Here is a 12642-nt window from a genome sequence, read left to right on the forward strand (position 1 = left end):
CCCACATGAGGTAAGTGCAGGCACATCTCCCCGATTGTGGAGATATATCTCCCATTCGGGGCCTACTGTAGTGCCTGTACCGCTCAACTCCCCCCGCCCTAAGCCGGAAGCGCACCCCCCACGGCAGAGCCACCGCCCGGCGCGGTCGTTGAGCCCGATCCGCCTCCCCTTCTCTCGCTGGAGGTCACCATGGGAACCGTATCCCTGCCCGACACCTGGGCGTACGCCCTTCGCCTGCCCCATGATCCGCGCGCGGCACGCGTCGCACGTATGACCGTACGGGCGGCACTCGGAGGCCATGGAAGGCACGAAATCCTCGACCTGGTCGAGCTGTTGACGTCCGAACTGGTCACCAACGCCTACCGGCACACGGACGGCCCCGCCTCCCTCCGGCTGACCGCCCTGCCCGACGGCCGGTTGCGGGTCGGTGTCTGGGACAGTCATCCGCGCGTCCCGGCCCCCTTCGGTGCACCGCCGTCGGACCGTGTCCCGCTCGCCCCGGTGGATGCCGAAGAGGGGCGCGGGCTGCGTCTCGTGCAGGAGTACGCCGACTCGTGGGGCGGCTGGTCCATCGGGGACGGCGGCCCGCTGGACCGTGGTGCCGGGAAGCTGTTGTGGTTCGAGGTGGACAGGTCAAGCTCCAGTCAATCCACTCGGTAGCCGTCCCCTCGTGGCCTGCCGCATGGAAAACTTTCCCGGTTGCGGAAGTGAAAAGATGACTCAGCCGACGGGGAGTGGATGCTGTGAGTACGCGGCAGGTGCGGAAGATGTTCCGGTTGATGGCCGGCGGCGAGCCCGTCGAGCTCACCAACGCCTGGTCCTCCGTGAAGAAGCTGGCCCGGCTGGCCTTCATCGCCCAGCAGTTCGGGTACGAGTACGCCGACGCCCGCTACACCGGCTCCCGCAACAACGTGCTCAAGATGCTGATCGTCCCCGACCACAGCCCGCAGGGCCGGGCCCGCGCCGCGCAGAACTGGGCGCAGTACCCGAACGCCGCCGACGGGGTCTCCCTGCCGCCCCTCGTTCCCGACGCCGTCGAACTCCTCAAGGCCCGGATCCAGTTCGACCTCACCGGCAAGAACGCCGAGAAGCGGATGCTGTTCGCGGCCGGCGGCATCACCCTCGGGCTGGTGCTGGCCGCGGCGCGGGCCGGCGGGAGCGCCGGAGCCTTCTTCGTCTCCGGTGTCGTGTGGGTCGTCGTCATGGCCGTCATGGGGCTTGGTGTCTTCGTCACGCGCGGACGCAACGCCAAGTTCGCGCAGCGCCTCCAGGCCGCCGGGTTCATGCCGGTGACGGAGCAGAACGGCCGGGTGCGGTATCTGCCGCCGGGCACACCGATGCCGATGCCGATGCAGTCGACCCCGGTACAGCAGCACGGGCAGCAGGCCCCCTACCAGCAGCCTCAGTACCAGCAGCCATGGCCGCAGCAGCCCGGTCCCTACGGTCCGTACAGCACGCAGCCCCAGTACGGCACCCAGCCCCCGTACGGCACCCAGCCCGCCCCCGCCGGTTACGGCCAGCAGCCGCCCGCCCCGCCCGCCCCCGGCCCCTACGCCCCGCCCCCCGGCCCCTACGGGCCCTACACCCCGCCCCAGCAGCCTCCCTACCCCTCGTCCCGCTGAGTCCTCCTCCGCGGCGCCTCCTCCCCCGACCTCTCACCCGCCCTCCCCCCAGGGTGAGAGCAACGTTCCCTTCCGGTCACCCACAGCCACAGTGCGGAAACTCCGTCTCCCTACCTTCGGGCTCAGTCACTCATCCGAAGTCGGAAGACCGAGCACGCGGAGCACCGTGGAGGCGTCATGACAGCCCCAGCCCCTACCTCACGCAGTCGCTGGATCCAGGAGTGGGATCCGGAGGACGAGGCGTTCTGGAACGCGACCGGTGAGAAGGTCGCACGGCGGAACCTGATCTTCTCGGTCCTGTCCGAGCACATCGGGTTCTCGATCTGGACCATGTGGTCCGTGCTGGTGCTGTTCATGGGCCCCGAGTACGGCCTGACCCCGGCCGACAAGTTCCTGCTGACCTCCGTGGTCACCCTGGTCGGCGCCGTCGTCCGGGTGCCGTACACCTTCGCCGTCGCGCTCTTCGGCGGCCGGAACTGGACGATCATCTCCGCCGGGCTGCTGCTCGTCCCGACCGTCGCCGCCTTCGCGGTGATGAAGCCGGGGACGTCCTTCGACACCTTCCTCCTCATCGGCCTGCTGGCCGGCATCGGCGGCGGCAACTTCGCCTCCTCCATGACCAACATCAACGCCTTCTTCCCGTTGAAGAAGAAGGGGTGGGCGCTCGGGCTCAACGCGGGCGGCGGCAACATCGGGGTGCCCGTCATCCAGCTGGTCACCCTCGCGATCATCGGGGCCGGGGGCGGGCCGCGCGTGCTGCTCGGCATCTACATCCCGCTGATCCTGCTGGCCGCCGTCCTCGCCGCGGTCTTCATGGACAACCTCGCCACCGTGAAGAACGACACCGGCGCCGCGATCGACGCCGCGAAGGACGCCCACACCTGGATCATGTCCTTCCTCTACGTCGGGACGTTCGGGTCGTTCATCGGGTACGCGTTCGCCTTCGGCCAGGTGCTCCAGGTCCAGTTCGGCCGTACGCCGCTCCAGGCCGCGTACCTCACCTTCATCGGTCCGCTGCTCGGCTCCCTCATCCGGCCCGTCGGCGGATGGCTCGCCGACAGGTACGGCGGGGCGCGGATCACGCTCTGGAACTACGTCGGCATGGCCGCCGCCACCGCCCTCCTCGTCGTCGCCAGCATGCAGAAGTCACTGCCGCTGTTCGTCACGTTCTTCGTCGTGCTGTTCGTGCTCAGCGGCCTCGGCAACGGGTCGACGTACAAGATGATCCCCGGCATCTTCCAGGCCAAGGCCCTCGCCAAGGGGCTCGCCGGTGAGGAGGCCGTGGCCTACGGGCGGCGGCTGTCCGGGGCCTCCATGGGACTCATCGGGGCGGTCGGCGCGCTCGGCGGCGTCGGTATCAACCTCGCCTTCCGGCAGTCCTACCTCTCCTTCGGCTCCGGCACCGGTGCCTTCGTCGCCTTCCTGGTCTTCTACGGCCTGTGCTTCGCCGTCACCTGGGCCGTATACCTTCGGCGGCCCGCCGCGCAGGGGCGTCCCACAGCCGCCACCGAGACAAAGGCACAGCTCAGCTACGCCGAGGTGTGACGTAACACGGGTGACATGGAGCCGAACCGAGCCTGTCACGCACCGTTGACAGGCTCGGTCGGCATGCAGGTCAGCTAGGAGAGCAGCCATGGACGAGGAACAGCAGCGGCCGGACCCCGGCCGGCCCGGCCCTCTCGCGGGGTTCACCGTGGGGGTCACGGCCGCGCGCCGGGCCGACGAGCTCGGGGCGCTGCTCCAGCGGCGCGGTGCCGCCGTGCTGCACGCGCCCGCCCTGCGTATCGTGCCGCTCGCCGACGACGGGGAACTCCTCGCCGCCACGAAGGAGATCATCGACCAGGCGCCGGACGTGGCCGTGGCGACCACCGCGATCGGGTTCCGGGGGTGGATCGAGGCCGCGGACGGCTGGGGCTTCGGCGAGCAGCTGCTGGACCGGCTGCGCCATGTCGAGCTGCTGGCCCGCGGTCCCAAGGTCAAGGGGGCGGTCCGGGCCGCCGGGCTCACCGAGCAGTGGTCGCCGACCTCCGAGTCCATGGCCGAGGTGCTCGACCGGCTCCTGGAGGAGGGTGTCGAGGGCCGCCGGATCGCCGTACAGCTGCACGGGGAGCCGTTGCCGGGGTTCGTGGAGTCGCTGCGGGCCGCGGGAGCGGAGGTGCTGCCGGTGCCGGTGTACCGGTGGATGCCGCCGGAGGACCTCGGGCCGGTGGACCGGCTCCTGGACGCCGTCGTCTCCCGCTCGGTCGACGCGGTCACCTTCACCAGCGCTCCCGCCGCGGCCTCCCTGCTGTCCCGCGCCGGGAAACGGGGGCTCCACGACGACCTGCTCGCCGCCCTCCACCACGACGTCGTCCCGGCCTGCGTCGGCCCGGTCACCGCGCTCCCGCTCCAGGCCCTCGGCGTCGACACCATCCAGCCCGAACGCTTCCGGCTCGGACCTCTCGTACAGCTGCTCTGTCAGGAACTCCCCTCGCGCGCACGGGCGTTGCCCGTCGCCGGCCACCGGGTGGAGATCCGCGGGCATGCGGTCCTCGTCGACGGCGCGCTGCGGCCGGTACCGCCGGCCGGGATGTCCCTGCTGCGGGCGCTCGCACGGCGGCCGGGCTGGGTGGTCGCCCGCGCCGAACTCCTCCGGGCCCTGCCGGGCGCGGGCCGCGACGAACACGCGGTGGAGACGGCGATGGCCCGGCTGCGTACGGCCCTGGGCGCGCCGAAGCTGATCCAGACGGTGGTCAAGCGTGGCTACCGGCTGGCCCTGGACCCGGCTGCGGACGCCAAGTACGCCGACGTGTGAGACTCCGGTCATGGCGGCCACGGAGTGGTACCGGACGAGGCGATCGACCGTGCGGAGACCGAGGCACGTGCGTACTGCGACGCGCTGGACGACGTCGACCACGTCGATTTCGCCGAGGCGTTCCGGATGGACGACGTGCCGGGCGAAGGGGCCGAGGTCTTCTCCCTCATGCGGGAGAGCGCGCTGCCTTCGGGGGAGTACGTACGGCGGTTCTTCGCCACGGGGGATGAGCGGTCCGGCTGACCGTCGTACGACGTTCTGGGGACCGTCTCCCGGCAACCGGCCGTAACCGGCGGCTCCCGGGCCGCCACTCGGGCCGTCACTCGGGTCCGTCCCTCCCCGTCCGCGCCGGGGCGTCCCGCGCGGACGCGCACGCGGGACCGCGTGTGCCCCGGTCCGCGGGCGTGCGCTCTGCCGGATCCCCCCGGGCGGGCGGCACGCTGACGCCGGACCGAGGCACACGGGGGGAACGGGACATGACACGCTGGCAGCCGTTGCCGGCCACACTGCCGGGTGAGGCCCGGCAGCTGGTCGAGCAACTGCGGGTCCTGAAGGGCCGTACCGGGCTCAGCCTGGCCGAACTGGCCCGGCGTACCGCGTACAGCAAGTCGTCGTGGCAGCGCTATCTCAGCGGGGACAGACTGCCGCCGAGGAGTGCGGCCCAGGTGCTGTGCCGGCTGGGCGGCGGGGACCAGACGCGGCTGCTGGCACTGTGGGAGCTGGCCGAACAGGCGTGGCCGCAGGGGGCGTCGGAGCCACCGGAGGAACCGGTGCCCATACCGGAACCGCTGCCCGCGGCGGAGCCGCTCCCGGTACCGGAACCGCGAACGCGGCGGTGGCGGACTGCCGCCCTCGCCGCGTTCGGTGTCATCGTGCTGCTGACCGCGGGGCTGCTGTGGGCGCTGCCCCGCGGGGTGCTCAGCCGAGCTTGTCGTAGTACGCGATCTTGTAGGAGCCGGTGCCCTTGATCCGCACCCGGTACTTGCCGCTGATCCGCTTGAGCGGGGTGTTGTGCGCGGTGCCGTGGTACGTGACGGTCTGGAGCGAGGTCGGGCCGGTGAGCCGCTGCTGGGCGAAGGTCCACGTCTGGTCGGTGACGACGCCGTCGTTGTCCGAAAGACCGAAGTGCTCCTGCCACCACTGGGTGGCCGACTCGGTCTCGGGGCCGAACGAGCCGTCGATCTGGTTCCTGGTGAAGGGGTGCCAGTCGCCGTCGTCGTCCTGCCACTGGGCGCCGTCCGCCCACAGGACGGTCTCCCACAGGGCGGTGGCGTTGCTCGTGGCGTAGTCGTCGACGCCGAGGTTCTCCTCGTCCTGCCAGTCGTCGGTGACCGCGCCGCCGCCGTCGATGCCGTGGTACGGCGCGGCGGCACTCGCCGCGGGTGCCAGGGCCAGGCCGCCGGCGCCCAGCAGTACGGCCGTCGCCATCGCGACGACCCGGATGCGCATGCTCATGAACGTGTCCTCTCTGAACCGCCGTCCCCCGTGGTCCCCCTGGGGCGGCTCGCCGTGCGTTCGCAGGACAAAGGGTTACGGCCGCGGGGCGCCGCGGCGAGGCCTGCCGGGGTATCCGGACCGAACGGGGACGGCCCGCGCCGCACGCACCGGCGTCCCCGCCGGGTGCGGGTCGGACGGGAACCTCGCGGAACACGGGTGCGAGGGGTTCCGGCCGCCCGCCGGGCCGGGCACTGTGAGTGGACACGGTTCCCTGTCCTAGGCGGTGACAGGCACATGGCACTGGGTACGGCGACGGCCCCGTACGAACTGCGCTTCGACGCGGGGCGGATCTGTCTGGATCTGCTGGCGACCACGCATCCCGGCGAACGGCTCGACGCGCTCGAACCGTTGCGGGCCTGGATCACCGGTTCCGGACTCGTCCCGCCGGGCACCCCGCTGACGCACGCCGACACCGGCTGGCTCGTCGCATTCCGTGAACTACGGGAATATGTGGAGCAATTGGTGCGCGAACGGGACGGTAGCCGCAAAAGCGGCCATAACGGCGTCCGGAACAACCCCCGCCCCCGGTCGTACGACCTCGCACTCGCCGGCGTCAACGACCTCGCGCGAGCCGCCGCACCCCCGGCCCCGCGTGCCGTACCCGGCGCGGACGGGTTCCTGGTCCGGGAGCTGGCCGGTCCGCCGGAGTGCGCCGCGCTGCTCGCGGCCGTCGCCCGGGACACCGTGGAGCTGCTCACCGACCCCGTGGCGCGGGCGGCCGTCCGGGAGTGCGAGGGCGACAACTGCCCCATCGTCTACCTGGACACCTCCCGCGGGCGCAGACGCCGCTGGTGCTCCAGCGAGATCTGCGGCAACCGCGAGCGGGTGGCCCGCCACCGCCGCCGCGCGGCACTCGCCCAAGCCTGACCACCGACCGGCCCTCGCCCGAACCGCTCTCCTCAACCCCCGCCCCTTTTACGGTATCTGTCGGATCTTCATCGAAGCTCCTCGGAAGTGATTTCGACAACATTCAGTTTGTCGGCGGCAACCCCAGGGCATCGCTCGGGCGTTCGGCGATGTGTCGGAAATGTAAAGATCACGCGGTGGGAATGTGCGGTCATGTCCCGCTCGTCATGTCACCCCGCAGAAAAATGTGAGGTCTTGTTGAACACACCGCGGGCCACTTCCGTACCGGTGGGGGAGCGACCGACTGGGGGAACCCCCGGACACCGGAGGTGGGCGTGCGCAAGGATGCGGCCGTGGCCAATGAACGTGGATCGAGGGCCCGACATCGCATGTCCCAGCCCTCGGAGCCCGATGAGGAGCTGATGCGTGCTCTCTACCGAGAGCACGCCGGACCTCTCCTTGCGTATGTCCTTCGGCTGGTCGCCGGTGATCGGCAACGCGCCGAGGACGTCGTGCAAGAGACACTCATCCGTGCCTGGAAGAACGCCGGCCAGCTCAATCGAGCGACCGGATCGGTACGCCCCTGGCTGGTGACGGTCGCTCGCCGCATCGTCATCGACGGTCACCGCAGCCGGCAGGCCCGGCCGCAGGAGGTCGATCCGTCGCCGCTGGAGGTCATCCCCGCGGAGGACGAGATCGACAAGGCGCTGTGGCTGATGACGCTGTCTGACGCGCTCGACGACCTGACCCCGGCCCACCGGGAGGTGCTCGTCGAGACGTACTTCAAGGGGCGTACCGTCAACGAGGCGGCCGAAACGCTGGGTATACCCAGCGGCACCGTGCGCTCACGGGTGTTCTATGCCCTGCGGTCCATGAAGCTGGCACTGGAGGAGCGGGGGGTGACGGCGTGATGAGTGTGTACGGGGGACACGGCGGGTTCGGCACAGGTGGTTCGGGTATGTCTGGTGCTATGCAGGAATCTCCGGTTCCCAATGAGCACGAGACCGTCGGCGCGTATGCGCTGGGGATTCTCGACGACGCCGAGGCAACCGCTTTCGAGGCCCATCTGGCCGGGTGCGAATGGTGCGCCCAGCAGCTCGACGAGCTGGCCGGAATGGAGCCCATGCTAGCGGCCCTGGCCGATCTGCCGGGTTCCGGATCCACGCCGTCCATCGGCGAGTCGCTGTCCGCCAAACCCAGCCCCCGGATGGTCGAGAAGCTGGTCGTGGAGGTAGCCGACAAGCGGAAGGTCCGCACCCGGCGCAGCCTCTTCGGACTGGCGGCCTCGGTCGTGCTGATCGCCGGCGGCACCGCGGCCGGCGTGGCGCTGACCGGCTCGGACAGCGGCGGCGGCACGGACATGGCCATGGGGCCGGCTCAGACGGCCTTCCAGACGATGTCCGACAAGAAGTCGGCGACGGACCCGACGACCCACGTCTCCGCGACCGTCGCCGTCGAGAAGAAGGACTGGGGCACCCACGCGGTCCTCCAGCTCAAGAACGTCACCGGCCCGAAGAAGTGCTCACTGATCGCCGTCGGCAAGAACGGCGAGCGCGAGACGGTGACCTCCTGGTCCGTCCCGACCTGGGGATACGGCATCACGGACGCCAAGTCGGAGAAGGCCAAGGAGCCTCTCTACGTACACGGCGGCGCGGCCTTCACCCCCAACCAGATCGACCACTTCGAAGTCATGACGTTCGACGGCAAGAAGCTGGTCTCGGTCAGCGCGTAGCTTCAGCGGGCCCCCTTCGCGTACGGTTGACGGCTGCCCAGCACGTCAGAAGGGGGCCCGGTGGCCGCTCAGGCTCAACAATCCGCGGTCGGCCCTCACGGCTCGGAACAGGACTCCAGTCAGGACTCCGTTCGGGACCGTGAGATCAGCGTCGAACAGGAACACCTCGACCGGGTGTACCAGCGCCTCGAGGAGAAGATCCACGAGGCGGAATTCCTCATGACCGACGCGGCCAAGCGCGGCCAGGTGGGCACCCCCGGTGCCCTCGCCGAGCGGGACGCGCAGGTGTTCCGGGCGGGGGTCCACCTCAACCGGCTCAACAACGAGTTCGAGGACTTCCTCTTCGGCCGGATCGACCTGCTCCTCGGCAAGGACGGCAAGAAGGGCCCGGACGGCGCCTACACCGCCGTGGAGCCCGCCGAGGGCGCGGTCCGCGCGGACAACACCGCCGACATCGCCGAGACCCTGCACATCGGCCGGATCGGCGTCCTCGACCAGGACTACTCCCCGCTGGTCATCGACTGGCGGGCCCCGGCCGCCGCGCCGTTCTACAGGTCCACTCCGGTGGATCCCGGGCGTGTCGTACGACGCCGGGTGATCCGCTCCAAGGGCCGCCGGGTCCTCGGGGTCGAGGACGACCTGATGCGCCCGGAGCTGACCGCCTTCCTCGACGGCGGCACCCTGCCCGTCATCGGCGACGGCGCCCTGATGGCCGCCCTCGGCCAGGCCCGCACCCACTCCATGCGGGACATCGTCGCCTCCATCCAGGCCGAGCAGGACCTGGTCATCCGCGCCCCCGCCGCCTCCGTCACCTACGTCGAGGGCGGCCCGGGAACGGGCAAGACGGCCGTGGCGCTGCACCGCGCCGCCTACCTGCTCTACCAGGACCGGCGCCGGTACGCGGGCGGCATCCTGATCGTCTCCCCGACCCCGCTGCTGGTCGCCTACACCGAAGGGGTCCTCCCGTCCCTCGGCGAGGAGGGCCAGGTCGCCATCCGCGCCATCGGCTCCCTCGTCGACGGCGCCGAGGCGACCCTGTACGACACGCCGGCCACCGCCCGCGCCAAGGGCTCCTCCCGGATGCTCCGGGTGCTGCGCAAGGCCGCCCGCGGAGCCCTGGAGCTGAACGATTCACCGACCCGGCTCAGAGTCGTCGCCTTCGGCCGTCGCCTGGAGCTGGAGGCCGAGGAACTCGACCGCGTCAGACACAACGCGCTCAGCGGCACGGCCCCCGTCAACCTGCTGCGGCCGCGTGCCCGCAAGCTCCTCCTGGACGCCCTGTGGACCCGCTCCGGCGCGGCCGGCCGGCACAGCGACCCGGAGCTGGCCGCCGAACTGCGCTCCTCCTTCGACGAGGACATCGTCACGGAGGACTCCTTCATCGAGTTCCTCGACGCCTGGTGGCCCGAGCTGACCCCGCGGTCCGTCCTCACCGCGATGGCCGACGAGCGCCGCCTCGGCCGCTGGGCCCGCCGCATCCTCAACCCCGGCGAGATCCGCAGGGTCGCCCGCTCCCTGCGCCGGGACGGCCACACCGTGCACGACATCGCCATGCTCGACGAACTCCAGGCCATCCTCGGCGCCCCGGTCCGCCCCCGGAAGAAGCGCGAACTGGACCCGCTGGACCAGCTCACCGGCCTGGAGGAGCTGATGCCGACGCGCGAGGAGTCCCAGCGCGAGCGCGCCGAACGGCTCGCCCAGGAGCGCGTCGAGTACGCCCACGTCATCGTCGACGAGGCGCAGGACCTCACCCCCATGCAGTGGCGGATGGTCGGCCGCCGCGGCCGGCACGCCACCTGGACGGTGGTCGGCGACCCCGCCCAGTCCTCCTGGTCCGACCCGGACGAGGCGGCCGAGGCGCGGGACGAGGCCCTCGGCAGCCGCCCGCGCCGCCGCTTCGAGCTCACCGTGAACTACCGCAACCCGGCGGAGATCGCCGAACTCGCGGCCCGGGTGCTGGCCCTCGCCATGCCCGGCTCCAAGTCCCCGTCGGCGGTCCGCTCCACCGGCGTCGAGCCCAGCTTCACGGTTGTCCGCGACTCGCTGGAGAAGACCGTGCGGGCGGCGGCCGAGCGGCTTCTCGACCAGGTCGACGGCACGGTCGGCGTGGTCGTCGCCATGGACCGGCGCGCCGAGGCCGCCCGCTGGCTCGCCGGGCTCGGCGACCGGGTGGTGGCCCTGGGCAGCCTGGAGGCCAAGGGCCTGGAGTACGACGCGACGGTCGTCGTGTCGCCCGCCGAGATCGCCGACGAGTCCCCGGCCGGGCTACGCGTGCTGTACGTGGCCCTCACCCGGGCGACCCAGCAGCTGACGGTGGTCTCCGCGGAGCGGGACGAGCCGGACGCGGCCGGGGTGCCGGACCTCCTCAGGGAGTGAGCGCGGGGCCGTTCGGCTGGAGGTTTCCTGTGAAGTCCCCGGACGGGAATGGCCTTACGGGATCCGTTTGTTAGCCTTGTCGTGACACCGGCTCGATCCAAGCCCCCGGGCCCAACCTTCGTCGCTACGAGCGACCACTTGCCGCGAGGCGAGCATGGCGGGTCGGTGTCATGAACGTCGAAGAGGCCCACATCACAGTGTGATGTGGGCCTCTTTTTCGCGCGAACAATAGGCACGAAACCAGGCCCCGCTAACGCCTACCCGGCGGTAGGTGCGACGATCGGACGGCAGAAATCGCTACACGGTGAAACGAAGGAAGTCGGCCATGGCAACGGCGCCCAGCGTCTCCTACTCGATGACCATCCGGCTGGAGGTGCCCGCGAGCGGAACCGCCGTCTCGCAGCTCACCACCGCCGTGGAGTCCTCCGGAGGCTCGGTGACCGGCCTCGACGTCACCGCGTCGGGTCACGAGAAGCTCCGCATCGACGTCACCATCGCGGCCAGCTCGACCGCCCACGCCGACCAGATCGTCGGGCAGCTCCGCGAGATCGAGGGCGTCACCCTCGGCAAGGTCTCGGACCGTACGTTCCTCATGCACCTCGGCGGCAAGATCGAGATGCAGTCCAAGCACCCCATCCGCAACCGTGACGACCTCTCCATGATCTACACCCCGGGCGTGGCCCGCGTGTGCATGGCGATCGCGGAGAACCCCGAGGACGCGCGCCGCCTCACCATCAAGCGCAACTCCGTTGCGGTCGTGACGGACGGCTCCGCGGTCCTGGGCCTCGGCAACATCGGCCCGATGGCCGCGCTGCCCGTCATGGAGGGCAAGGCGGCCCTCTTCAAGCGGTTCGCCGGCATCGACGCCTGGCCGCTGTGCCTGGACACCCAGGACACCGACGCGATCGTCGAGATCGTCAAGGCGATCGCCCCCGGGTTCGCCGGCATCAACCTGGAGGACATCTCCGCCCCGCGCTGCTTCGAGATCGAGGCGCGCCTGCGTGAGGCCCTCGACATCCCCGTCTTCCACGACGACCAGCACGGCACCGCGATCGTCGTCCTCGCCGCCCTGACCAACGCACTTCGCTGCACCGGCAAGGCGATTGAGAACATCCGGGTCGTCATGTCCGGCGCCGGCGCGGCCGGTACGGCCATCCTCAAGCTGCTGATCGCGGCCGGCCTGAAGAACGCCGTCGTCGCCGACATCCGCGGTGTCGTGCACTCCGCCCGCGAGGACCTGGTGGAGGCCCCGGCCGATTCGCCGCTGCGCTGGATCGCCGACAACACCAACCACGAGGGCCTCACCGGCACGCTGAAGGAGGCCGTGCGGGGCGCGGACGTCTTCATCGGCGTCTCGGCCCCGAACGTCCTCGACGGCGACGACGTGGCCGCCATGGCCGACGACGCGATCGTGTTCGCACTCGCGAACCCGGACCCCGAGGTGGACCCGGCGATCGCCCGCCAGACGGCCGCCGTGGTGGCCACCGGCCGCTCCGACTTCCCCAACCAGATCAACAACGTGCTGGTCTTCCCGGGCGTCTTCCGCGGCCTCCTGGACGCCCAGTCCCGCACGGTGAACACGGACATGATGCTCGCGGCCGCGAAGGCGCTGGCCGACGTGGTCACCCAGGACGAGCTGAACCCGAACTACATCATCCCGAGCGTCTTCAACGAGAAGGTCGCGGGAGCGGTGGCGGGCGCGGTGCGGGAGGCCGCGAAGGGCGCCTGAGAACGCCCTCGCCAGGAGCGCCCCGTAAGGGGCGCGAGCAACCCCC

Annotated in this window: 12 protein-coding genes; 11 read left to right on the top strand and 1 reads right to left on the bottom strand. The window is 70.8% G+C overall.

Going from position 1 to position 12642, the window contains the following annotated elements:
- The first annotated feature begins 189 nt into the window (after window positions 1–189).
- From ACGFZQ_RS00405 to ACGFZQ_RS00430, 6 genes are all read left to right on the top strand, one after another.
- Window positions 190–660, top strand: coding sequence for an ATP-binding protein (locus ACGFZQ_RS00405; RefSeq protein WP_393838507.1), 471 nt, complete (start codon window positions 190–192; stop codon window positions 658–660).
- 83 nt (window positions 661–743) lie between these two features.
- Entirely contained in the window at window positions 744–1622 is an 879-nt protein-coding gene (locus ACGFZQ_RS00410) for a hypothetical protein (RefSeq protein ID WP_393838508.1), read from the top strand.
- A gap of 177 nt (window positions 1623–1799) precedes the next feature.
- Window positions 1800–3167 (top strand): nitrate/nitrite transporter, encoded by a 1368-nt coding sequence (locus ACGFZQ_RS00415; RefSeq protein WP_393838509.1) that lies wholly within the window; start codon window positions 1800–1802, stop codon window positions 3165–3167.
- 88 nt (window positions 3168–3255) lie between these two features.
- Window positions 3256–4416, top strand: a complete 1161-nt coding sequence (locus ACGFZQ_RS00420) for a uroporphyrinogen-III synthase (protein ID WP_393838510.1) — start codon at window positions 3256–3258, stop codon at window positions 4414–4416.
- 24 nt (window positions 4417–4440) lie between these two features.
- Window positions 4441–4659, top strand: coding sequence for a hypothetical protein (locus ACGFZQ_RS00425; RefSeq protein WP_393838511.1), 219 nt, complete (start codon window positions 4441–4443; stop codon window positions 4657–4659).
- Between the two features lie 233 nt (window positions 4660–4892).
- Window positions 4893–5384: a helix-turn-helix domain-containing protein gene (locus ACGFZQ_RS00430; RefSeq protein ID WP_393838512.1), complete on the top strand. Its 492-nt coding sequence runs from the start codon at window positions 4893–4895 to the stop codon at window positions 5382–5384.
- On the opposite strand, the gene ACGFZQ_RS00435 is transcribed toward ACGFZQ_RS00430, so the two are convergent.
- Window positions 5335–5871: a peptidoglycan-binding protein gene (locus ACGFZQ_RS00435; RefSeq protein ID WP_351746812.1), complete on the bottom strand. Its 537-nt coding sequence runs from the start codon at window positions 5869–5871 to the stop codon at window positions 5335–5337. The two genes, ACGFZQ_RS00430 and ACGFZQ_RS00435, sit on opposite strands and share 50 nt — an antisense overlap.
- Window positions 5872–6147: 276 nt before the next feature.
- On the opposite strand from ACGFZQ_RS00435, the gene ACGFZQ_RS00440 reads away from it, so the two are divergent.
- The 5 genes from ACGFZQ_RS00440 (at window position 6148) to ACGFZQ_RS00460 (ending at window position 12596) form a co-directional block, all read left to right on the top strand.
- Window positions 6148–6780: a CGNR zinc finger domain-containing protein gene (locus ACGFZQ_RS00440; RefSeq protein ID WP_393838513.1), complete on the top strand. Its 633-nt coding sequence runs from the start codon at window positions 6148–6150 to the stop codon at window positions 6778–6780.
- Window positions 6781–7148: 368 nt separating this feature from the next.
- On the top strand, window positions 7149–7670 hold the full coding sequence (locus ACGFZQ_RS00445; protein WP_010039908.1) for a sigma-70 family RNA polymerase sigma factor: 522 nt from the start codon (window positions 7149–7151) through the stop codon (window positions 7668–7670).
- Window positions 7671–7729: 59 nt separating this feature from the next.
- Window positions 7730–8491: an anti-sigma factor family protein gene (locus ACGFZQ_RS00450; RefSeq protein ID WP_393838514.1), complete on the top strand. Its 762-nt coding sequence runs from the start codon at window positions 7730–7732 to the stop codon at window positions 8489–8491.
- Between the two features lie 60 nt (window positions 8492–8551).
- The gene (locus tag ACGFZQ_RS00455; RefSeq protein WP_393838515.1) at window positions 8552–10867 is read left to right on the top strand and encodes a HelD family protein; all 2316 of its coding nucleotides are present in this window, start codon (window positions 8552–8554) and stop codon (window positions 10865–10867) included.
- A 325-nt stretch (window positions 10868–11192) separates the two neighbouring features.
- The gene (locus ACGFZQ_RS00460; RefSeq protein WP_393838516.1) at window positions 11193–12596 is read left to right on the top strand and encodes an NAD-dependent malic enzyme; all 1404 of its coding nucleotides are present in this window, start codon (window positions 11193–11195) and stop codon (window positions 12594–12596) included.
- Window positions 12597–12642 lie beyond the last annotated feature (46 nt).

Origin of the sequence: Streptomyces sp. NPDC048254 (assembly GCF_043201895.1) — a bacterium.
Taxonomy (GTDB): Bacteria; Actinomycetota; Actinomycetes; order Streptomycetales; family Streptomycetaceae; genus Streptomyces.

Coding starts and splice junctions, on each gene's coding strand:
- ACGFZQ_RS00405 (WP_393838507.1), top strand. CDS start 190: ATGGGAACCGTATCCCTGCCCGACACCTGGGCGTACGCCCTTCGCCTG.
- ACGFZQ_RS00445 (WP_010039908.1), top strand. CDS start 7,149: ATGTCCCAGCCCTCGGAGCCCGATGAGGAGCTGATGCGTGCTCTCTAC.
- ACGFZQ_RS00415 (WP_393838509.1), top strand. CDS start 1,800: ATGACAGCCCCAGCCCCTACCTCACGCAGTCGCTGGATCCAGGAGTGG.
- ACGFZQ_RS00450 (WP_393838514.1), top strand. CDS start 7,730: ATGCAGGAATCTCCGGTTCCCAATGAGCACGAGACCGTCGGCGCGTAT.
- ACGFZQ_RS00430 (WP_393838512.1), top strand. CDS start 4,893: ATGACACGCTGGCAGCCGTTGCCGGCCACACTGCCGGGTGAGGCCCGG.
- ACGFZQ_RS00435 (WP_351746812.1), bottom strand. CDS start 5,871: ATGAGCATGCGCATCCGGGTCGTCGCGATGGCGACGGCCGTACTGCTG.
- ACGFZQ_RS00440 (WP_393838513.1), top strand. CDS start 6,148: ATGGCACTGGGTACGGCGACGGCCCCGTACGAACTGCGCTTCGACGCG.
- ACGFZQ_RS00460 (WP_393838516.1), top strand. CDS start 11,193: ATGGCAACGGCGCCCAGCGTCTCCTACTCGATGACCATCCGGCTGGAG.
- ACGFZQ_RS00420 (WP_393838510.1), top strand. CDS start 3,256: ATGGACGAGGAACAGCAGCGGCCGGACCCCGGCCGGCCCGGCCCTCTC.